Annotated in this window: 25 protein-coding genes; 19 read left to right on the plus strand and 6 right to left on the minus strand. The window is 64.9% G+C overall.

The features are described from left to right. Positions 1-92: 92 nt before the first annotated feature. Positions 93-605: an FxsA family protein gene (locus tag KF719_RS10105; protein WP_293508593.1), complete on the minus strand. Its 513-nt coding sequence runs from the start codon at positions 603-605 to the stop codon at positions 93-95. 243 nt (positions 606-848) lie between these two features. On the opposite strand from KF719_RS10105, the gene KF719_RS10110 reads away from it, so the two are divergent. From KF719_RS10110 to KF719_RS10140, 7 genes are all read left to right on the plus strand, one after another. After that, positions 849-1,601 (plus strand): Tim44/TimA family putative adaptor protein, encoded by a 753-nt coding sequence (locus KF719_RS10110; RefSeq protein WP_293508594.1) that lies wholly within the window; start codon positions 849-851, stop codon positions 1,599-1,601. A gap of 11 nt (positions 1,602-1,612) precedes the next feature. Next, the gene (locus KF719_RS10115) at positions 1,613-2,743 is read left to right on the plus strand and encodes an MltA domain-containing protein (protein ID WP_293508595.1); all 1,131 of its coding nucleotides are present in this window, start codon (positions 1,613-1,615) and stop codon (positions 2,741-2,743) included. Between the two features lie 15 nt (positions 2,744-2,758). Next, positions 2,759-3,403: a Smr/MutS family protein gene (locus tag KF719_RS10120; RefSeq protein WP_293508596.1), complete on the plus strand. Its 645-nt coding sequence runs from the start codon at positions 2,759-2,761 to the stop codon at positions 3,401-3,403. Beyond that, entirely contained in the window at positions 3,400-3,771 is a 372-nt protein-coding gene (locus KF719_RS10125) for a helix-turn-helix domain-containing protein (RefSeq protein ID WP_293508597.1), read from the plus strand. Before KF719_RS10120 ends, KF719_RS10125 begins: the two co-directional genes overlap by 4 nt. Positions 3,772-3,947: 176 nt before the next feature. Beyond that, positions 3,948-4,886 carry a LysR family transcriptional regulator gene (locus KF719_RS10130; RefSeq protein ID WP_293508598.1) on the plus strand — a complete coding sequence of 313 codons (939 nt, stop codon included), beginning with the start codon at positions 3,948-3,950 and terminating at the stop codon, positions 4,884-4,886. A 69-nt stretch (positions 4,887-4,955) separates the two neighbouring features. Next, positions 4,956-5,786: a hypothetical protein gene (locus KF719_RS10135; protein WP_293508599.1), complete on the plus strand. Its 831-nt coding sequence runs from the start codon at positions 4,956-4,958 to the stop codon at positions 5,784-5,786. Beyond that, complete coding sequence (locus KF719_RS10140; protein ID WP_293508600.1) at positions 5,783-6,859, plus strand: 2-oxoglutarate and iron-dependent oxygenase domain-containing protein; 1,077 nt, start codon at positions 5,783-5,785, stop codon at positions 6,857-6,859. The genes KF719_RS10135 and KF719_RS10140 overlap by 4 nt, the downstream gene beginning before the upstream one ends. Positions 6,860-6,865: 6 nt before the next feature. Here the strand turns inward: KF719_RS10140 and hslU are convergent, their stop codons facing one another. Both hslU and hslV read right to left on the minus strand, forming a co-directional pair. Then, positions 6,866-8,173 (minus strand): ATP-dependent protease ATPase subunit HslU, encoded by a 1,308-nt coding sequence (gene hslU / locus KF719_RS10145; protein WP_293508601.1) that lies wholly within the window; start codon positions 8,171-8,173, stop codon positions 6,866-6,868. Between the two features lie 42 nt (positions 8,174-8,215). Further along, positions 8,216-8,767, minus strand: a complete 552-nt coding sequence (hslV, locus tag KF719_RS10150) for an ATP-dependent protease subunit HslV (RefSeq protein ID WP_293508602.1) — start codon at positions 8,765-8,767, stop codon at positions 8,216-8,218. Positions 8,768-8,912: 145 nt separating this feature from the next. Here hslV and KF719_RS10155 point away from each other — a divergent pair, with 145 nt between their 5' ends. The 10 genes from KF719_RS10155 to coaA all read left to right on the plus strand — a co-directional run bounded on the left by KF719_RS10155 (position 8,913) and on the right by coaA (position 17,553). Beyond that, positions 8,913-9,530: a pyridoxamine 5'-phosphate oxidase family protein gene (locus KF719_RS10155; protein WP_293508603.1), complete on the plus strand. Its 618-nt coding sequence runs from the start codon at positions 8,913-8,915 to the stop codon at positions 9,528-9,530. A gap of 291 nt (positions 9,531-9,821) precedes the next feature. After that, the gene (gene hisB / locus KF719_RS10160) at positions 9,822-10,424 is read left to right on the plus strand and encodes an imidazoleglycerol-phosphate dehydratase HisB (protein ID WP_293508604.1); all 603 of its coding nucleotides are present in this window, start codon (positions 9,822-9,824) and stop codon (positions 10,422-10,424) included. A gap of 81 nt (positions 10,425-10,505) precedes the next feature. After that, positions 10,506-10,988, plus strand: a complete 483-nt coding sequence (locus tag KF719_RS10165) for a DUF2628 domain-containing protein (protein WP_293508605.1) — start codon at positions 10,506-10,508, stop codon at positions 10,986-10,988. A 6-nt stretch (positions 10,989-10,994) separates the two neighbouring features. Then, complete coding sequence (hisH, locus tag KF719_RS10170) at positions 10,995-11,645, plus strand: imidazole glycerol phosphate synthase subunit HisH (protein WP_293508606.1); 651 nt, start codon at positions 10,995-10,997, stop codon at positions 11,643-11,645. Beyond that, on the plus strand, positions 11,642-12,379 hold the full coding sequence (gene hisA, locus KF719_RS10175; RefSeq protein WP_293510629.1) for a 1-(5-phosphoribosyl)-5-[(5-phosphoribosylamino)methylideneamino]imidazole-4-carboxamide isomerase: 738 nt from the start codon (positions 11,642-11,644) through the stop codon (positions 12,377-12,379). Before hisH ends, hisA begins: the two co-directional genes overlap by 4 nt. After that, entirely contained in the window at positions 12,373-13,131 is a 759-nt protein-coding gene (gene hisF / locus KF719_RS10180) for an imidazole glycerol phosphate synthase subunit HisF (RefSeq protein ID WP_293508607.1), read from the plus strand. Before hisA ends, hisF begins: the two co-directional genes overlap by 7 nt. A 194-nt stretch (positions 13,132-13,325) precedes the next feature. Beyond that, positions 13,326-14,855: a CYTH and CHAD domain-containing protein gene (locus KF719_RS10185; protein ID WP_293508608.1), complete on the plus strand. Its 1,530-nt coding sequence runs from the start codon at positions 13,326-13,328 to the stop codon at positions 14,853-14,855. Between the two features lie 169 nt (positions 14,856-15,024). After that, complete coding sequence (locus KF719_RS10190; RefSeq protein ID WP_293508609.1) at positions 15,025-16,116, plus strand: pentapeptide repeat-containing protein; 1,092 nt, start codon at positions 15,025-15,027, stop codon at positions 16,114-16,116. A 116-nt stretch (positions 16,117-16,232) separates the two neighbouring features. Beyond that, positions 16,233-16,562: a phosphoribosyl-ATP diphosphatase gene (locus tag KF719_RS10195; RefSeq protein ID WP_293508610.1), complete on the plus strand. Its 330-nt coding sequence runs from the start codon at positions 16,233-16,235 to the stop codon at positions 16,560-16,562. Between the two features lie 31 nt (positions 16,563-16,593). Beyond that, positions 16,594-17,553, plus strand: a complete 960-nt coding sequence (gene coaA, locus KF719_RS10200; RefSeq protein WP_293508611.1) for a type I pantothenate kinase — start codon at positions 16,594-16,596, stop codon at positions 17,551-17,553. Positions 17,554-17,556: 3 nt separating this feature from the next. Here coaA and KF719_RS10205 read toward each other — a convergent pair whose 3' ends face one another. Together KF719_RS10205 and KF719_RS10210 are read right to left on the minus strand one after the other, a co-directional pair. Continuing rightward, positions 17,557-18,552 (minus strand): adenosine kinase, encoded by a 996-nt coding sequence (locus tag KF719_RS10205; protein WP_293508612.1) that lies wholly within the window; start codon positions 18,550-18,552, stop codon positions 17,557-17,559. Between the two features lie 105 nt (positions 18,553-18,657). Continuing rightward, positions 18,658-19,107, minus strand: coding sequence for an isoprenylcysteine carboxylmethyltransferase family protein (locus KF719_RS10210; RefSeq protein WP_293508613.1), 450 nt, complete (start codon positions 19,105-19,107; stop codon positions 18,658-18,660). A 133-nt stretch (positions 19,108-19,240) separates the two neighbouring features. Between KF719_RS10210 and KF719_RS10215 the strand changes: the two genes are divergently transcribed. Both KF719_RS10215 and KF719_RS10220 read left to right on the plus strand, forming a co-directional pair. After that, entirely contained in the window at positions 19,241-19,912 is a 672-nt protein-coding gene (locus tag KF719_RS10215; RefSeq protein WP_293508614.1) for an EI24 domain-containing protein, read from the plus strand. Beyond that, positions 19,909-20,286 carry a hypothetical protein gene (locus KF719_RS10220; RefSeq protein ID WP_293508615.1) on the plus strand — a complete coding sequence of 126 codons (378 nt, stop codon included), beginning with the start codon at positions 19,909-19,911 and terminating at the stop codon, positions 20,284-20,286. The genes KF719_RS10215 and KF719_RS10220 overlap by 4 nt, the downstream gene beginning before the upstream one ends. A 3-nt stretch (positions 20,287-20,289) precedes the next feature. Here the strand turns inward: KF719_RS10220 and nth are convergent, their stop codons facing one another. After that, a complete protein-coding gene (gene nth / locus KF719_RS10225) occupies positions 20,290-20,934 on the minus strand; it encodes an endonuclease III (protein WP_293510631.1) in 645 nt (214 codons plus the stop codon). Between the last annotated feature and the right edge of the window lie 64 nt (positions 20,935-20,998).

Below are 20,998 nucleotides of genomic sequence, written 5' to 3' on the forward strand. Positions count from 1 at the left end.
CGGTCTTCGTCAAAATATCTCTGCAAAATCGCGAGGCTGCTGGCTATCACGGAACCTCGCCTGCGACAAGAAATCCGGCCTCCGGGTTGCGCTCAATCCGGACCGGAATGCGGCGGCAGCCGCTTATCTCCGCCCCGGCCGCTGTCGTCGGCGGACGGCTCCTCCTCGACCTCCCATTCCTCGGCCTCGATAATCGGTCCGCCGCCGGGTCCGCGTCTCATATGCGCGGTCCGGATGTGAACCTCGGCCCGCATCGCCAGCCGCCGCGCCACGATGCGCGCCGCGAGGCGGCGCAGCGGTGCGACCAGCAGCAGCAGCCCGATGGACGAAGTCAGGAGACCTGGAGTAACCATAAGAATGGCGGCAATGAAGAGGATTGCCCCATCGAGCATCTCGGCCACCGGCGGTTCGCCGCGCTCGACCGTTGCTTGCGCGCGCCGGAGCGTCTCGGGACCTTGCGCCCGCATCAGCCAGACGCCGCCAAAGACGCTGAGGACCACAAGCCCGATCACCGGCCAGACGCCGAGAAACGCGCCGGCCTGGATGAAGACGGCGATCTCCGCCAGCGGCAGACCGGCAAGGATCAGGAAAACAAGGAGCGGCAAGGTGCTTCCAGGATGGTTGGCCCGCAAATCGCGCTGCGGGGCTGATCGGGGGCAATCCGTCGCGACCGCGCCGGTAGCAAAAGCGCTCCGATTGCCCTAGGTTATATGCACAGTAGCGAATAGCGGCCTGCCCGTCACCATTGCGGCGGCGCGACGCCGCTTCGACGCTTTCGAAAACAAGGATCCGGCCAACGGGTCCGTTCCGGTTCACAGGCAAGGCTCATCGAGCGAATGGACGGCGGCTTGACACTTCTCAACATCATCCTGCTCGCGGTGGCGATCGGCGTCTTTCTGAAGCTGAGAAGCGTGCTCGGTCGCCGCACCGGCCATGAGCGTCCGCCCTACGATCCCTATTCCGATGCCGGCAATCCGGGCGGGACGAACCCCGCGGGCAACGACAAGGTTGTGACACTGCCGACGAAGCGTCCGCGCGCGGCCGCCGAAAGTGCCGGCCGCGGCCGCACTGTCGATGCGGCGGGCGATCCCTTTGCCGAACCCTTCGAAATCCGCAATCGCTGGCGCGGTATCGCCGAGGACAACACGCCGCTTGCCGATACGCTGAGCGCGATCGCGCGCCTCGACCGCAGCTTCGATGCCGAGGCGTTTCTCGGCGGCGCCCGCGCGGCCTATGAAATGATCGTCACCGCCTTTGCCGAAGGCGACCGCGACGCCTTGCGGCCGCTCCTGAGCGCCGAGGTTTTCGGAAGTTTCGAGGCCGCCATCGCCGCGCGCGAAAAGAACGGCCTGCATGTCGAGCAGAGTTTCATCGGCATCGACAAGGCAAAACTCTCAACCGCGACGCTTGACGGTTCGCGCGCCCGCCTGACGGTCAACTTCCGCAGCCAGCTCACCTCCTGCACCAAGAACGCCGACGGCGTCGTCGTCGAAGGCGATCCGGTGACGATCCGCGAGGTCAACGATGTCTGGACATTCGAGCGCGACGTGAAGAGCCGCGATCCGAACTGGAAGCTGGTCGCGACCGGCGCTTCGGCCTGACGGACGCGGCGATGCGCCGGGCCGCGCGGCTTCTGTTCTCCGGATTTGTCGTGATTGCCGTTCTTTCCTGTGCGCCGGGGGCGACTGTGATGGATGCGCGCGCCGATGCCCGTGCAATTTCTTTCGCCGATCTTCCCGGCTGGGCCGATGACGACCACGCCGCGGCGCTGGCGACATTCGCGCGTTCCTGCACACGCATCGCCGGGCTCGACGCATCGGCGCCGCTCGACAGCAAGACCGGAACATCCCCGATCTATGGCCGCGCCGGCGACTGGCAGCCGGCCTGCGCCGCCGCCTTGCAGACCGTTGCGCCGGGTTCGGCGCGCGGCTTCTTCGAACACTGGTTCCAGCCCGTGCGCCTCGCCGCCGAGCGCGGCCTCCTCACGGGCTATTACGAACCGGAAATGCGCGGCGCGCTGACCCGTCACGGCCCATACCAGACGCCGGTTCTGGCCCCGCCGCCGGGATTTGCGATGCGCGCCGGCGGCGCCGGCTTTCCGACCCGCGCCGAAATCGAGGACGGCGCGCTCGATCACAATGCGCTGGCGCTCATCTGGCTCGAAAGCCCGGTCGACGCCTTCTTCCTGCATGTGCAGGGTTCGGGCCGCGTGCGCCTCGAAAACGGCGAGACGGTGCGCCTCGCCTTCGCGGCGAAGAGCGGCCATGAATATACCTCCATCGGCAAGGTGCTGATCGACCGCGGCGCGATCCCGCGCGAGGAAGTCTCGATGCAGACGATCCGCGCCTGGATGGAAGCAAACCCCGTCGAAGGCCGCGACGTGATGCGGCAAAACCAGTCCTACATTTTCTTCCGTATACTGAGGGACATCGATCCGGAACTCGGGCCTCCCGGCGCCGAAGGCGTCAATCTGACGCCGCGCCGCAGCCTTGCCATCGACCGCGCGCATCATCCGCTGGGCGCGCTGTTCTGGCTGACGACGCGCCATCCGACGCCCGACGGCCGCGGCGAGGTTCCCTTCGCGCATCTCGTGGTCGCGCAGGATACGGGCTCGGCGATCAAGGGCGTGCAGCGCGGCGACATCTTTTTCGGTTCGGGCGACGAACCCGGCGAGATTGCCGGGCGCATGAAAGCCGAAGGCGAACTCACGGCCCTTGTGCCGAAAACCATCGCCCCCCGATAGACCGGAAAACGCGCAATGGCAGCCGGTGGCGACAGGACCGACGACAAAAAAGTCTCGCGGCGCCGCTCCCGTCCGCTGACCGAGGAAGAGCGCAAGCTCTGGCGGGCGGTCGTCAAGGACGCCAAGCCGCTCGTCCGCCGCCGCCGGAAATCCGCCGTCGAAATTCCGCTGGCCGAAGCCGACGAGCTCGCCGCCATCGCGCCCCCGCCGTCGCGCACAACCGCCGTCCCGGCCGCGCCGCTGCCGCCGAAAGTGGCGAAAGCCCGCCCGCCCGAGCCGCCGCTGCTGACCGGTCTCGACCGCCGCGTCAGCCAGCGTCTGGCCCGCGGCCAGATGGAAGTCGAGGCGACGCTCGATCTCCACGGCCACAATCAGCACGAGGCGCATGACGCGCTGCTTTCGTTTCTGACCCGTGCAAGGGCGCGCGGCCTGCGCTGCGTGCTGGTCATCACCGGCAAAGGCGCTTCGCCCTATGCGCGCCACACGCTGCACGGCGCCGATTTCTACGAAGTGCCGGAGCGCCAGGGCGTGCTGCGCAGTGCCGTGCCGCGCTGGCTGGAGGAGGCGGCGTTCCGCGCCCATCTGACGGGCTTCCAGCCGGCGCATCCCAAGCATGGCGGCGGCGGCGCCTTCTATATCTGGCTGCGCAAGAAGAGATGACGCCCTTCGGCCGCAAACTGCGCGAGCTGCGCAAGGCGCGCGGCGCGACGATGAAGGAGATGGCGGCCGCGCTGCGCGTGACGCCCGCCTATCTCTCGGCGCTCGAACACGGGAAGCGCGGCCGCCCGAGCTGGCGTCTGGTGCAGGCGATCGTCGGCTACTTCAACGTCATCTGGGATGAAGCGGAGGAACTGGAGCGTCTGGCACGCATCTCCCATCCGCGCGTCGTCATCGACACCTCCGGTCTTGCCCCCGAGGCAACAGAGGCGGCAAACCGTCTGGCCGAAGAGATCGGCGACATGAGCCCGGCCGAAATCGCCCGCCTTTTGTCGGTTCTCGATGCCCGCAAGCGGCGCCGCGGCAAATGACTCGCTGCCGGTGAAGATTGCCGAATGCCGGGACTCGCATCCGGCGAAGCCACGAAGAAACGGATTCGCCGATTGCAATTTAAACGAACCCGCGAAGATTCGCGGGCAGGCGCATGGACGGATGCGCGCAAAGCCGCTTCAATGATCCACCCGTCCTTTTGCCGCCACGGCCAATCATGCCCGAACGCAACGCCGACCATTCGCGATTTCCCGGCCATGTCGACTGGAACCTGTTTCGCATCTTCCACGAGATCGTGCGCGCTGGCGGCATCGGCGCGGCGGCGCGCAAGCTGAACCGCCAGCAGCCGACATTGAGCGCGGCACTGAAACGCCTTGAGGACGATCTCGGCACGCCGCTGTTGCGCCGCACCGCGCAAGGCGTCGAATTGCTGCCGGCGGGCCGCGCGCTATTTGAATTATGCGAAACGATGATCGGCGCCGTGCGCGCCGCGCCGCATGAGGTGGCGAAGGCGGCGGGCCGCGTCGAGGGCGTCATCAACATCCGCATGATCTCGTCCGTCGTCTCGGCGGCATTCGACACGGCGCTTGCGGACCTTCACCGCCACCATCCGGGCGTCGGTATCCATATCGAAGTCTGTCCCTGGCGCGCGGTGATCGCGGCGCTGAAATCGGGCGAGGCGGAAATCGGCATCGCCTGCGACAGCGCACCCGATCCCGCATTGCGCTACCAGCCGCTGATGAAGGAGGTGCAGCAGCTTTATTGCGACCGGAACCACCCGCTTTACGGGCAGACGGTGCCCCGGCCGTCGGACCTTGCCGACCGCGCCTTCGTCGCGACCGGCGCCGACGAGCCCGAGGAACTGGCAAGCTTTCGCCGCCGCTACGGGCTCGGCCGCCAGGTCGGCGGCGTCGCCGAAAACCTGCATGAGGCCAAGCGCCTGATCGAACTCGGGGTCGGCATCGGCTTCCTGCCGACCTGCGTCGCCGAAACGCTCGACAATCGGGGCGCCCTCTGGCCGCTGCTGCCCGAAACCGCGCTGCCCGCCTATCAGGTCTATCTGGTGACCCGCGACGAGCCGGCCCGCAACACGCCGACCGAACTTTTTCTGGCGGAAATCCTGGGGCGGTTGGGAAGCGGACAATCGGGCACATAGATTTGGTCTATGCGACACATCGAAATTTCCTCACTATCCCCATGACCACGCGCGGGGCAGCATGGGCCCATGTCCACCGCCGAACCCCTTCTGAAGTGTGCCGCCGAACCGTCGCTTGAAAGCCTGACCGGCCTCTGGCGGCGCTCGCTGATCCGCTGGCCGGACGGGCGGCGCGACGAAACCTCCTGGGTCAACTGGCTGCAGGGGCCGGGCCTCTATCTCGATCTACGCCAGCCCGAACATCGCCCCGATTTCTCGCATGCCGCTTCGCTCTCGGATCTCGCGCCCGGCGATCTGGACTGGCTGGGGCGCCAGGAAGGCTTTGCCGGCGAACTCATCTATGAAGACGGTTGGTTCGAGTGGCGCCGCGACATCGACTTCCAGCCCGAGGCGATCTATTCCGACCGCGGCCGGCTATGGCTTGAAGACGGCGTGATGGTCGAGCAGGGCGCCGACATTCCCTATATCGAGCATTGGCACCGCGAGCCGGTCGGGCTGCGGCCCGCCTGGGCGATGCGGCTCCGCGACCGCGCGACCGGGCAGAAGGCGGCGCTGATCCGCCTCGGCCATCTCTTCATGTATGCGCGCGATCGCGCCGTCGCGCCGCCGCCGCATCTGCATTTGCGCGACTGCGTGGCGGGCGCCGCGACACTCGATGCGGCGCGCGCGCTTGTCGATTGCGAGATTTCGCAAGGCGCGGTGACGAGCGCCGGCTGGATTGTGCAGCGCTCGACATTGCCGTTCCGCGAAGGCAAGCCGCTGGCGCCGGCGCTCGGGCAATCGACGCTTGCGACCGCCGACACCGATGCCGGCGGAAGGGCGATGGCGCGCCATTGGGAAATCGCCGACCTACGCGGCATGCCGGATTTCGATGCCGCGCCGAACGAGGAATTGTCATGAGCGAGACCGAAGCAAAGGGAACGGCCTTCACCCGCATCCCGGTCGTCGACATCGCGCCGCTGTTCTCGGACGACGTTGAAGCCAAACGCAAGGTCGCCGCCGAAATGGCCGACGCCGCCGGCAATGTCGGTTTTCTCTATGTGACGGGCCACGGCATTCCGCGCGCGGCGATCGAAAAGCTCGAAGCCCGCGCCGCGGAATTTTTCGCCGAACCGCTCGAACGAAAGATGGAACTCTACATCGGCAAGTCGCGCGCCCATCGCGGCTATGTGCCGACCGGCGAGGAAGGTTTCTACGACGGCACCGATCCATCGAAGATCGACAAGAAGGAAGCCTTCGATCTTTCGATTGAATTGCCGGACGACGATCCCGACCATGTTGCGGGCTACCGGATGCTCGGCCCGAACCAGTGGCCCGCCGCGCGCCCGGAGATGCAACGCGACGTCTATGAATACTACAAATGCGCGACGGCGCTCGGTCATACCATCTTTCGCGGCTTCGCGCTGGCGCTCGGTCTCGACGAGAATTATTTCGAGAGCCTGCTGACGAAGCCGCCCTCGCAATTGCGGCTGGTTCACTATCCGGCCGACCCGGCGCGCGCGCCAATTGAAGAAAAGAGGGCCGAATGGGGCATCAGCGCCCATACCGATTATGAATGCTTCACCATCCTTCATGTAACGGCGCCGGGCCTCGAGGTGATGAATGCCGAAGGGCGCTGGATCGACGCGCCGCCCGTCGAAGGCGCCTTCGTCATCAATATCGGCGATATGCTGGAAGCGATGACCAATGGCCGCTTCATCGCGACGTCGCACCGCGTGCGCAACGTGGCGGAAGAGCGTTATTCGTTTCCGCTCTTCTGCGCCGTCGACTACGACACGCTAATCGAGCCGCTGCCGCAATTCATCGACGGCGAGGCGCGCTACCCGTCCTATGTCGCCGGCGATCATTTGGTGACGCAGACGATGCGGACTTTCGGCTATCTAAAGAAACTCGTCGCCGAGGGAACGCTCGCGCTCCCCGAAAGAGAAGGCCACGCAACGGCCTTTGGCCGCAAGGAACGCGAACCGGCGTGAGACGCTTCAGAGAATGAACTTCGACAGGTCGGCATTGCGCGACAGGTCGCCGACATGTTTCTGCACGTAAGGCGCGTCGACCGTCACCGTTTCGCCCGTACGGTCGGTGGCGCCGAAGCTGATCTCGTCGAGCACACGCTCCATGACCGTGTGAAGCCGCCGCGCGCCGATATTCTCGACCGTCGCATTGACCGTCGCGGCGATGTCGGCGATGGCGTCGATCCCCTCATCGGTGAAGTTGAGCGTCACACCTTCGGTTTCCATCAGCGCCACATATTGCTTGATCAGGCTCGCCTCGGGCTCGGTCAGCACGCGGCGCAGCTCATCCTTGCCGAGCGCTTTCAGCTCGACGCGGATCGGCAGCCGCCCCTGCAGCTCCGGCAACAGGTCGGACGGCTTGGCGATATGGAAGGCGCCCGACGCGATGAAAAGAATGTGATCGGTTTTGACCGCGCCATGCTTGGTCGAGACGGTCGTGCCCTCGATCAGCGGCAGCAGGTCGCGCTGCACGCCTTCGCGGCTGACATCGCCGCCCTGCCGCTCGGCGCGCGCGCAGATCTTGTCGACCTCGTCGAGAAAGACGATGCCGTTCTGTTCGACGGCGGTGATGGCTTCCTGCGTCACCTGTTCCTGATCGAGCAGCTTGTCGCCCTCTTCGGCCACCAGCACGTCATAGCTGTCGCGCACGTTCATGCGGCGCGTCTTGGTGCGACCGCCAAAGGCCTTGCCCATGATATCGCCGAGATTGATCATGCCGACCTGGCTGCCCGGCATGCCCGGAATGTCGAATGACGGCATGCCGCCGCCGCTGTCGGAAACCTCGACCTCGATTTCCTTGTCGTCGAGTTCGCCGGCGCGGAGCTTGCGGCGAAAGCTTTCGCGCGTCGCCTCGCTGGCATTGGCGCCGACCAGCGCATCGAGCACGCGGGCTTCGGCGCCAAGATGCGCTTTCGCCTCGACATCCTTGCGCTTCTTCGTGCGCGTCATGGCGATGGCGATTTCAACGAGATCGCGGATGATCTGTTCGACATCGCGGCCGACATAGCCGACTTCGGTGAATTTCGTCGCCTCGACCTTGATGAAGGGCGCTTCGGCGAGCCGCGCCAGACGGCGCGAGATTTCGGTCTTGCCGACGCCGGTCGGCCCGATCATCAGGATGTTCTTCGGCAGAACTTCCTCGCGCAGATTGTCCGGCAGTTGCTGCCGCCGCCAGCGGTTGCGAAGCGCGATGGCAACGGCGCGCTTGGCGTCGCGCTGGCCGACAATATAGCGGTCGAGTTCGGAAACGATCTCGCGGGGCGAAAAACTGGTCATGCGGGAAAACGAAACTCCGGTCGGTAAGGCGGGAAGGTACGGTCAGGCCTCGATGACCTCGACCGTCAGATTGTTGTTGGTGTAGACGCAGATATCGGCCGCAATGCCCATCGCCTTGCGCACGATCGCCTCGGCGTCGAGATCCATGTCGGCAAGGGCGCGCGCGGCGGCCAGCGCATAATTGCCGCCCGAGCCGATGCCGACCACGCCCGCTTCCGGTTCGAGTACGTCGCCATTGCCGGTCAGCACCAGCGTCACTTGCGCGTCGGCGACGATCATCATTGCCTCGAGCCGGCGCAGATATTTGTCGGTGCGCCAGTCCTTGGCGAGCTCCACGCAGGCCCGCATCAGCTGACCCGGATATTGCTCGATCTTGGCTTCCAACCGCTCGAACAGCGTCATCGCATCGGCGGTCGCGCCGGCGAAACCGGCGATCACGTCGCCCTTGCCGAGCGGCCGCACCTTGCGTGCATTGCCCTTCATGATCGTGTCGCCCATCGACACCTGCCCGTCGCCGGCGATCGCGACCCGGCCCGCCTTGCGCACCGAAAGGATCGTTGTGCCGTGCCAGTTGATCGGGTCGTGCGGGGCCATATCTATTCCTGTCGGCTGCTTGTCGGGATTGCCGCTACCATGTGGCGGCTTCGCGCCATAGGGTCAAGCCCGGCGGGCAGACGGGTTGGCGCCCGTTTGTTGCAAGTGATAATCTTTCTCAAATCATATTCGCTGGGAGATTCCAATGGCCGGTCCTTTGAAAACCGAGGAAGCGCTGCGCACGGTTTATCCGGAACCTTCGGGCGGGGCGCTCGGCAAGCAGCTCGATTTCATCGATCCGCATTCGCGCCGCTTCATCGAGCTTTCGCCCTTCCTCTGCATCGGCTCCAGCCGGCCGGACGGGCTCGCCGATGTGTCGCCCCGGGGCGGCGAGCCGGGCTTCGTCCATGTGCTCGACGAGCGCCGCCTCGCCATGCCCGACCGGCCCGGCAACAACCGCCTCGACACGCTGACCAATATCGCCCATGCGCCGGCGGTTGGCCTCCTGTTCTTCCTGCCCGGTTTCGAGGAAATGCTGCGCATCAACGGCCTGGCCACGACGTCCGTGGAGCCCGACCTGATGGCCCGCCTCACGGTCGACGGCAAGCCGCCCCGCTCGGTCCTGGTGGTCGAAGTGAAGGAGGTCTATCTGCACTGCACCAAGGCGCTGAAGCGCTCCGGGCTCTGGAACCAAGAAAATCATGTACCGCGGACGGCGCTGCCGAGCTTCGGCGAGATGCTGCGCGACCAGATGAAGCTCGATGTCGCCCCGGCCCTGATCGACACGGCGCTCGAGGACGACGCGAAGAAGAACCTCTATTGAAGCCCACACCCTAACAATATCTGGTAGGCGACGATTAACCGAATACTAGGAAAGATTAATAGCTGCAATTCGATTCAATGACTTAACGCCACAGATGCATGGAAAAACGCAATTACTTAAAGTAATATGTGAGACGAACAGGCTTTTATTGGTTAACGTCCTGTAAGTCTTTGTGATTCAAATTGAATAGCCACTTTAACGGGAAAGCCGGGCCGCGTCGGGGCTTTACGCTGGCCCGTCCCTGCGCTCCCTGCTAAAAGCCCGCTGAAATCACGCCGCCGGAAAATCGAAATGTCCGCATCCCGCACCGCCAGGCTCGAACGCCAGACCAAGGAGACCTCGATTTCGGTCGCCCTCGACCTCGACGGCAAGGGCGAATACGACATCGAGACCGGCATCGGCTTTCTCGACCACATGCTCGAGCAGCTTTCGCGCCATTCGCTGATGGACCTCAAGGTCCGCGCCAAGGGCGACCTTCACATCGATTTCCACCACACGACCGAGGACACCGGCATCGTCATCGGCGAGGCCGTGCGCCAGGCGCTGGGCGACTTCAAGGGCATCCGCCGCTACGCAACGGCCGTCATCCCGATGGACGAAACCTGTACGCGCGTCTCGATCGACGTGTCGCAGCGCCCCTACCTGATCTGGAAGGTCAACTTCACCAAGCCGAAGCTCGGCGATATGGACACAGAGCTTTTCAAGGAATGGTTCCAGGCCTTCGCCCAGAACGCCGGCATCACGCTGCACATCGAAAACATGTATGGCGAGAACAACCATCACATCGTCGAAAGCTGCTTCAAGGGACTTGCCCGGGCATTGCGCGAGGCGGTCGAGATCGACCCGCGCGCATCGACGCAAATTCCCTCGACCAAGGGCAAGCTCGGAAGCTGACCGCTTTCCGGAACCGTCTGGCCTTTTCGCGCCGTCTGGCCTAGATAGGGGCCGAACGCAACGCCGCCCGGAACGGGCCCCATGTCCATGCGCATCTACACGGTTCACGAGCTTCCCGGCGCCCCCCTCGACGGCGCCGGCATTGTGCTGGTCAAGGAGGGCTTCTCCGTCCCGGCCTTCGTTTTTTCATGGGCCTGGCTTCTCTGGCATCGCTTGTGGATCGCCGCCGCGCTCTGGATTGCCCTGATAATCGTCGTGTCGCTGGTCGCGCAAAACCTCCTCGGCGCCGAAGGTGCGGCCATCTGCTCGCTGGCGCTGCAACTGATGCTCGGTTTCGAGGCCAACGACATTCGCCGCTGGACGCTGGCGCGCAAGGGCTACCGGATGGTCGACCTTGCCGGCGGCGGCAATCTCGAAGAAGCCGAGCGGGCCTTCTTCGCCAAATGGGACCGGCCGCTCAATGTCGCGCCCGCGCCGCCGCCGAAGCGCGTTTGGGGGCGGCGCGCCGAAACCGCGGCGAAGCCGGACGACGTTCTCGGCCTCTTTCCGAAGGCGGGAGGCTAGCGTCCCGTGAAAGTCGCGATCATCGACTACGGCTCGGGCAATCTGCGTTCGGCGGCCAAGGCCTTCGAGCGCGCGGCCCGCGACAACGCCATTGTGGCGGATGTTCTGGTCACAAGCGATCCCGACGCTGTGCGCGGCGCCGACCGCGTCGTCTTGCCGGGAGTCGGCGCTTTCGGCGATTGCCGCGCCGGATTGCATGCTGTCTCCGGCATGGTCGAGGCGCTGACCGAAGCCGTGCAACGCGACGCCAAACCCTTTTTCGGCATCTGCGTCGGCATGCAGTTGATGGCCGCGCGCGGTCTCGAACACGGGCAGCATGAAGGCCTCGGCTGGATCGACGGCGACGTCGTGGTGATGAAGCCCGATGATGCGGCGCTCAAGATCCCGCATATGGGCTGGAACACGCTGACGCAAACCCGGCCGCACATCCTGCTCGACGGCATCGAAACCGGCGAGGCGGGCCTGCATGCCTATTTCGTCCACTCCTATTTCCTCGATGCGAAATCGGAAGAGGACGTGCTTGCCCGCACCGACTACGGCGGACCCGTCACCGCGATGGTCGCGAAAAACAACATGGTCGGCGCGCAGTTCCACCCCGAAAAGAGCCAGACGCTGGGTCTGGCGCTGATCGGAAACTTCTTGAAGTGGCGACCATGATCCTGTTTCCGGCCATCGATCTGAAAGACGGACAATGTGTGCGCCTCGTTCACGGGCTGATGGACAAGGCGACCGTCTTCAACGACGACCCGGCGGCGCAGGCGCGCGCCTTCGAGCAGGCGGGCTTTGAGTATCTGCATATCGTCGATCTCAACGGCGCCTTTGCCGGCGCCCCGGTCAATGCCGCGGCGGTCGAAAGCATTCTGGCCGCGATCAAGATGCCGGCGCAGCTCGGCGGCGGCATCCGCGATCTCGCAACCATCGAGATGTGGCTCGCCAGGGGCATCGCCCGCGTCATCATCGGCACGGCGGCGGTCAAGAACCCGGCGCTTGTGATCGAGGCCTGCCGGAAATTTCCCGGCCGCATTGCCGTCGGCCTCGATGCGAAGGGCGGCCGTGTGGCGACCGAAGGCTGGGCCGATGTCTCCGACCTCACCGTGCTCGACATGGCGCGCCGCTTCGAGGATGCAGGCGTCGCCGCCATCATCTATACCGACATCGACCGCGACGGCGCGCTGGAAGGGCTGAACATCGAGGCGACGGTGGCGCTCGCCAATGCGATTTCGATCCCGGTTATCGCCTCGGGCGGTCTCTCCTCGATCGACGACGTGAGGAAACTTCTGGCCGCCGACACGACGAACATCGAAGGCGCGATTTCAGGCCGCGCGCTTTACGACGGCCGCCTCGACCCGAAGGAAGTATTGGCGCTGCTGAAGGAGGGGGCGCGATGCTGAAAGCGCGCGTCATTCCCTGCCTCGATGTGAAAGACGGCCGCGTCGTCAAGGGCGTCAATTTCGTCGACCTGCGCGATGCGGGCGACCCCGTCGAGGCCGCGCGCGCCTACGACGCCGCCGGCGCCGACGAGCTCACTTTTCTCGACATCACGGCAAGCCACGAGGAACGCGCGATTATTTTCGACGTGGTGCGCCGCACCGCCGAGCAATGTTTCATGCCGCTGACGGTGGGCGGCGGCGTCCGCACCATCGACGATGTGCGCAAGCTCCTGCTGGCGGGCGCCGACAAGGTGTCGATCATGACGGCCGCCGTTTTCGATCCCGACTTCGTGCGCGCCGCGTCGGAAAAATTCGGCAACCAGTGCATCGTCGTCGCCATCGACGCCAAACAGACCGGGCCCGGCAAATGGGAGATATTCACCCATGGCGGGCGCAAGCCGACCGGCATCGACGCGGTTGAATATGCGGTGAAAGTGACCGAACTCGGCGCCGGCGAAATCCTGCTGACCTCGATGGACCGCGACGGCGCGAAAACCGGCTTCGACATCGCGCTGACCCGCGCCGTTTCGGATGCGGTTTCCGTCCCCGTCATCGCCTCGGGCGGCGTCGGCAACCTCGATCATCTGGTCGAGGGCATCCGCGACGGCCACGCAAGCGCGGTACTGGCCGCTTCGATCTTCCATTTCGGCGAATATACGATCGGCGAGGCCAAGGCGCATATGGCGGCGGCCGGTGTGCCGGTCCGGCTCTAGGCCGGATTCAACATCTTGTATGTGCCGCTGCGATTATATCAATCATCCTGTGGACAAATGTCGCAGCGTCGGCATGACGCGTCGAAGTCTCAAATGTGACAATTGCGCGTCGCGATGCGGCCCGGCAGAATAAGCATTGGTTGCGTATCGGCGTGATACTTCACCCCCGGGGAGCGGCGCGAAGCGGCAACTGCATGTCTGACCGTGAAATCGAACTGAAGCTGGTCTGCGAACCCGCCGAGCTGGAACGCCTTCGCCGTGCGCCGGCCTTGAGCCGGATGAAGAGCGGTCGCGCCAGCGGCAAGCATTTGCATTCGGTTTACTTCGACACCGACGATCTGGCGCTGGGCGATCACGGGCTGGCCTTGCGGCTGCGCCGCTCGGGCGGCGCCTGCACACAAACGCTGAAAACCGAAAACGGCCACTCCGGCGAACAGACAGGCGCGCTCGCGCGCGACACCGGCGAATACGAAGCGCGGCTGCCGCGCGGCGCCGCCGGCCCCGATCTCAACAAGTTGCCCGCCGGCCTGAAATCGCGCATCCAGAAACTTGCCGACGGCCGCCCGATTGCGCCCCGCCTCGTCAGCGACATCCGCCGCACCGTGCACAATCTGACAACGCCCCAGGGCGACGTCATCGAACTCGCGCTCGACAAGGGCGCGCTGCGCGCCGGCAAGGCGAAGGAACTTCCGGTCAGCGAAATCGAACTGGAACTGAAGGAAGGTTCGCCCGAGAGCCTCTATCGTCTGGCGCTCGATCTCAACGACATTGCGGCGCTGCGCGTCGGTTTCGAGAGCAAGTCGGAACGCGGCTTCGCGCTTCTGCGGCCGCGCACGCCCGCGGCCGTCAAGGCCGAGACATTGACGCTCGCGCCGGACGCAACGCTCGAAGACGTTTATGCGACCGTGCTGCGCCATTGCCTGGTTCATCTGACATCGAACGAAACGGCGACCGTCGAGGCGCGACTGCCCGAAGCGTTGCATCAGATGCGGGTGGCGCTGCGCCGCGCGCGCTCGGCGCTGGCCGTCTTCCGCCCCGCGATCGGTGGTGGCATGGCCGACCGGCTGGCCGAGGAAGCGAAGTGGCTGGCCAACGAACTTGGGCCGGCGCGCGACTTCGACGTTTTCGTCGGCGAAATTCTCGCGCCCGTGACGCCGCGCGACGCCGGCCTGTCGCGGCTCGCCGCCCGCGCCGCCGCGGCGCGCGAGGAAGCATGGGACCGGGCATTGGCGGCAATCGCCTCGCGCCGCTACACGCGCTTCCTTCTCGAATACGGCCTCTTCCTTGCCGGCCGAGGCTGGCGCGTCAAGCGCAAGGCGCCGCGTCTGGCGCGCGCCTTCGCGGTCGAAGCGCTCGACCGCCGCCTCGCCAGCGTCGTCAAGCTCGGCCGCGAAATCGAAACGCTCGATCTTGAGAGCCGTCACGAGTTGCGCAAACGGCTGAAAAAATTTCGCTACGCGCTGCATTTCTTTTCGTCGCTTTTCGGCAGCGATGCGGCAAAGCCCTATGTCAAACATCTCTCGCAGCTTCAGGACGTGTTCGGCGGCCTGAACGATGTTGCGACAGCGCATCTCATTCTCGATGGACCGCTCGCCGCCTCCGACAGCGCCGCGGCGGCGGCGCGCGTTTTCGCCTGGTCGGAAAAACGCGCCGCGAAGGACTGGAAGGGCGCGCTCCGGCTGTGGCGGCGCTTCCGCGAGGCCGACGCTTTCTGGCGGGACTGACTTCCCCGCCACTGTCCCGAAGCGGCACGAAGAAAAACAGCGATTTCGCGACTTTTCGACCGATTGCACCGCACCGTTAAGCAAATGTGAAAAGAGCCGGGCTAGCATCGCGGTCCGGGTTGAACGCCGCGCGCCGCGCGGCGATGTTGCATGCGAGGGTCGTGTATCGATGTCCGAGAGTTCCAGCAATGCACCGCGAATGGTTGCGATCGAGCGCGAGCCTGCGCCGGAGCGCAAATCGGGCGAGCCGCACGCCATCATCGGCCGGCGCATCAGCCAGGAAGCGTTGAAGCGTCTGAACGACCTGCACACGCGCTACCTTAAGGGCGTGCCCAACGGCTGGTGCGTGATCATGAAGGAGTGCGATCTTTCGGAGCTCGATTTTCGCAATCTCAATTTCTCGCACGGTCATTTTATCGGCTGTGACTTTACCGGCGCCAATCTCGAGGATTCGCATTTCGCCGGCGCCAATCTCTTCAGCGCCAATTTCGACGGCGCCAACATGACCCGCACGGATTTCGCGCGCGCCGATCTGCGCGGTGCGCAGTTCGAAAATGCCGAGCTTGAGGGCGCGCGTCTCGAAGGCGCCGATCTGCGCCGCGGCGCCGTCATTCGCCGGGGCGCTTCCGCGCCGGTCGGCAAGGAAAATTCGAGCTTCCGCGGTGCGCGCATGTACGGCACCAACATGACCGAATGCAAATTGCTCGATGCCGATTTCGAAGGCGCGGCGATATCGGGCGCGAGCCTGCAGGGCGCCGATCTGCGCGGTGCGAGCTTCGCCGGCGCCGAATTGAAGGGCGTCGAACTGTCGGGCGCGAACCTTGCCGATGCCGATTTCCGCCGCGCCGTCCTCGATGAGGCAACGGCTTCGCGCGGCGACCTGATGCGCGCGGTGAAGCCGCGCACGGCGCCGGGGCCCGAACGCATGGCGAAAGTGCTGGCCGATCACATGCTCTGGATCCAGACGGGTCAGCAAAAAGGTCATCGGGCGGATTTTGCCCGCATGGACCTGTCGCGCACCGACTTCTCGCGTGCGGTGCTCGCCGGGGCGTTGTTTCGCGAAACGATCCTCGCCGACGTCAATTTCGAGAACGCCTTTCTGGCCGCGGCCGACTTCACCGATGCGATCCTGCTGCGCGCCAATCTTCTGGGTGCCGACCTTCGCGGGGCCGATCTGCGCGGCGCTGACATGAAGGACGCCCGCCGCGACGGCGCCAAGACCGGCGAATTGTCCGGCACCCGCCTTTCGACCCGGCTCTGAGCCGCTACTTCCCGCTGCTGGCCTCCGGGGCCCAAATCTGCTACGCAAAGCCGCCGCGCGGGCGCCGTTTCGGGGCTCCGCCGGATTGTGTTAACGCTTCCGGAGCCTGCCCGCGCATGGCCGCAGATGCCAGCCAGCTCGACCGACTATTCGCGACGATCGCCGCCCGCAAGGGCGCCGATGCCGCCTCGTCATGGACGGCGAAGCTTCTCGCCGGCGGCGCGCCCGTCTGCGCCCGCAAGCTTGGCGAAGAAGCGGTCGAAACGGTGATCGCAGCGACGCAGGGCGATACCGAGGCGACAATCGCCGAAAGCGCCGACCTCCTCTATCACTGGCTGGTGCTTCTCGCCGCGCTCGAAATCGATCCTGCCGATGTCTATGCCGAGCTGGCGCGGCGCGAAGGCCGGTCCGGCCTCGACGAAAAAGCAGCCAGAAAACCGACTTGATCTCGTTGAACACCGTAGCGGAAACCGGCCCATGCCCCTGAGCGGCAACGACACGACGTTTCTTTCGCCCTTTCGCCATTTCACCTCGCAAGCCTGGGGCGAATTGCGCAAGGACACGCCGCTGCCGCTGTCCGAAGCGGAACTCGAAGAACTGCGCGGCTTCGGCGAACGCATCTCGCTCGACGAGGTGTCGGAAATTTTTCTGCCGCTGTCGCGCCTGCTCAATCTCTATGTTGGCGAGACGCAGGAGCTGTACCGCGTCACCTCCGACTTTCTCGGCCGCGAACAGGACAAGGTGCCTTATATCGTCGGTGTCGCCGGCTCCGTCGCCTCCGGCAAATCGACGACCGCGCGCATCCTGCGCACGCTGCTGGCGCGCTGGCCCAATCATCCGAAGGTCGATCTCATCACCACCGACGGCTTCCTCTACCCGACCAGGGTGCTCGAGGAACGCGGACTGATGCAGCGCAAGGGCTTCCCCGAAAGCTTCGACATCAAACGCCTGTTGCGCTTTCTCTCCGACGTCAAGGCAGGGTCGCGCAATGTCGAGGCGCCGGTCTATTCGCACTTCACCTATGACATTCTGCCCGGCGAGACGATTACGGTCGATCAGCCGGACATTCTGATTGTCGAGGGGCTCAACGTGCTGCAACCCTGGAAGCCGGCCGAAGGCGACGAGCCGCAGCCCTTCGTCTCGGACTTCTTCGACTTCTCGATCTATCTCGACGCCGACGAGGAAGCCATCCGCCGCTGGTTTATCGAGCGCTTCATAAGCTTGCGCCGGACTTCCTTCAAGGACCCGGCCGCCTATTTCCACCGCTATTCGAAGCTTACCGAAAACGAGGCTATCGAAACGGCGGATTCGATCTGGACCTCGATCAACCTCGCGAACCTCCACAAGAACATCTTGCCGACGCGCCAGCGCGCCGACCTGATCCTGCGCAAGGGCGACGACCACCGCATCCGCGACGTGTTCCTCAGGAAGATCTGAAGCTCAGGCGAGCCCCTTTTCCTTCGCGAGTTTCGCCAGCGAAACCTGCGGCCGCGGTCCGTAATGCGAGATGACTTCGGCGGCGGCAAGTGCGCCGAGGCGGCCGCATGTCACCGGGTCCTTGCCGCGCGTCAGCCCGTAAAGGAAACCGGCGGCGAAGAGATCGCCGGCGCCGGTCGTGTCGACGACTTTCGCGACCTTGTCGGCATCGACCACATGCACCTCGCCATCGGCGACGATGACCGCGCCGGCTTCCGAGCGCGTCAGCGCCGCGAACTTGCAGTCGGCGCGCACTTTCTGCAGCGCCTCGTCGAAAACATCCGTCTGGTAGAGCGACAGGATTTCGGCCTCGTTGGCGAACAGCAGGTCGACCTCGTCTTTGGCCAGGCGGCGGAACTCGTCGCGGTAACGATCGACGCAGAAACTGTCCGACAGCGTCAGCGAGACGAGGCGTCCGGCGTCATGGGCGATTTTCGCGGCCTTGAGGAACGCCTCTTTGGCGTCGGGCTGGTCCCACAGATAGCCTTCCATATAGGTGATGGCGGCAGCGCGGATCGTCGCTTCGTCGATATCGTCGGGCCCGAGTTTCTGCGCCGCGCCGAGAAATGTGTTCATGCTGCGCTGCGCATCGGGCGTGACGAGGATCAGGCAGCGTCCGGTCGGCGCGCCGGCGCTTGCGGGCCTGGCCGGGAAATCGACGCCGAGCGCTGCGATATCGTGCATGAAAACGTCGCCGAGCTGGTCGCGCTTGACCTTGCCGAAAAACGCGCCTTTGCCGCCCAGCGAGGCAAGCCCCGCAATCGTGTTGGCGCAGGAGCCGCCCGACATTTCGACCGCCTGGCCCATGCGGCCATAAAGTTCGTCGGCGCGCTTGTCGTCGATCAGCGTCATCGAGCCTTTTTCGATGCCGTTGGCGGTCAGGAATTTGTCGTCGGCGTCGGCGATAACGTCGACCAGCGCATTGCCGATGCCGGCAACGTCATATTTGAGATCGGTCATGGTCCTCGGATTTTACTGAAGTTCGGGGAGGGGTTCGGGGTCGGAGTATAGGGAACCTGCCCCATATGTCCAAAACCGCGGGCCCGCCCCGGATTCAGCCGCCGGTCAGAGCCAGCGCCGCGTCTTCGCGCGGTAATCCGCATAGGCCGGACCGAATGTGTCGGCCATCATTCTTTCCTCGTAGCGGATATACCAGCGGTCGGCGACGACGACGAAGGCAATGGCAATCAGAAGACCGGTCAGGCAATTGAGCGCGATTGCCGCGCCGAACAGCGCGCCGGAAAAGCCGACATACATCGGATTGCGCGTGAAGCGGAAAAGCCCCGTCGTCACAAGCGTGTCCGGCTTGTAGAAGGTGTTGATGTTGGTTCGTGCCCGATCGAACTGCCGGGCGCCCAGAACGGTGATCGCAAGAAAGCCCAGCGCGATGGCGATTCCGGCAATAGTCTGCACCGCGCTGCCCCAGATGGGCGGCGGAGAGAAGGTGAGGTGAATGGCAATCATCGAAATGAGACAAAGCAGAAACAGACGCGGCGGCAAGAGCTTCTGTTGCATGACGGTATCCTCCGGCTTGGCGTCGCGGCAAAATCATATTGCACCTCGACCGGCCCTGTTCGAGCGGGCATTCTGTCGGGCGCCGGATCATTCTATTCAGCCGCAACGGCGATACGAAGGAAATTGACGCGCCATGCTGTCGGATGCCGCTCGCGCCTTGCGGGAAACCTTTTCCGCCCCCTACCGCCGCGTCATGTGGCTGTCGCTGGGGCTGACGCTGCTGGTGCTGGCGCTGTTGGGCGCCGGCCTGCAATGGTCGCTCGCCGCGCTGCCGGAATTCGGCATCGGCTGGATCGATACGGTCGTCGCCATCGCCGCGCGCTTCCTCGCCGTCATCGTGCTGATCCCGCTGGTGCATCCGGCGGTGTCGCTGGTCGCCGGCCTCTTCCTCGAAAACGTTGCCGCGCGCACTGAAGAGACCGCCTATCCGTCCGATCCGCCGGGTAGCGACCAGCCCTTCTGGCAGTCGCTTGTCATCGCGCTGCGTTTCACCGCCGTGCTGATCGCGGTCAACATTCTGGTGCTGCCTTTCTATCTGATCCCGATCGTCAACATTTTCCTGTTCTGGGTCGTCAATGGCTACCTGCTCGGCCGCGAATATTTCGAGCTGGTGGCGCTGCGGCACATGGATCCTGCCGCCGCAACGGCATTTCGCCGCAAGCATCGCGGCCGGGTGTTCGCCGCCGGCGTCGCCGTCGCCTTCTTTGCCACCGTGCCCGTGCTCAATCTTTTCGCGCCGCTCTTCGGCACCATCCTGATGGTCCACACCTACAAGAAGATCGCCAACCCGGAGGGCTTTGCATGAGGCGCGTTCTGATCGTGCTGCTGCCGTTGCTGCTTGCCGCCTGCGAAACGGCGCCCGGCACCGGCATCGATGCGCGAGGCGGCGTCATGGCGGCACTGCCGCCGGGCGGGTTGACGCCGGCAAGCCTTGTCGGCGCGGCGCCGTCGGCGATTTCCGCGCGCCTCGGCGCACCGGATTTCCGGCGCAGCGAACCAGAGGCCGAGGTCTGGCAATATGCCGGCGGCGATTGCAGCCTCTTCGTCTATTTCTACAAGACCCCGTCCGGTGCGCTCGGCGCGCGTCATGTCGATGCCCGCAAGCTCGAAGGCGGCGCGGCCGACAAATCGGCTTGTCTCGCGGCGGTGATGGCCCGGCGCAACACGCCGATGTCGTGAATGTCAGGCGGCGGTCGTCTTCGCCTTGAACTGGCAGAGATCGGCAACGGCGCAGGCTGGGCAATCGGGCTTGCGCGCCTTGCAGACATAGCGCCCATGCAGGATCAGCCAGTGATGCGCATGCAGGCGGTATTTCGCCGGCACGGCCTTTTCGAGCTTCAGCTCGACCGCCAGCACGTCCTTGCCGGGCGCAAGGCCGGTCCGGTTCGAGACGCGGAAGATATGCGTGTCGACCGCGATGGTCGGTTCGCCGAAGGCGACGTTGAGCACCACATTGGCAGTCTTGCGGCCGACGCCCGGCAGCGCCTGCAGCGCTTCGCGGTCGCGCGGCACTTCGCCGCCATGACGCTCGATCAGCAGCCGCGACAGCGCGATGACGTTCTTGGCCTTGTTGCGGTATAGCCCGATGGTCCTGATGTGCTGCGTCAGTCCCGCCTCGCCGAGCTTCAGCATTTTCTGCGGCGTGTCGGCGATCTTGAAGAGCTTCTCGGTCGCCTTGTTGACGCCCACATCGGTCGCCTGCGCCGACAGCACCACGGCCACCAGCAGCGTGTAGGTGTTGATATATTTGAGCTCCGTCTCCGGCGCCGGCAGGGCGGCCGAAAGGCGGCGGAAAAATTCTTCGATCTCGGGCTTCTTCATCGGCATGGTGCCCGTGACTTTGGCCATAACGCACCCGCGCCGCAAGGCCGCATTGCGTGCGCCGCCGCCG

It is taken from the genome of Parvibaculum sp., from assembly GCF_019635935.1.
In the GTDB taxonomy this organism is placed as follows: Bacteria; Pseudomonadota; Alphaproteobacteria; order Parvibaculales; family Parvibaculaceae; genus Parvibaculum.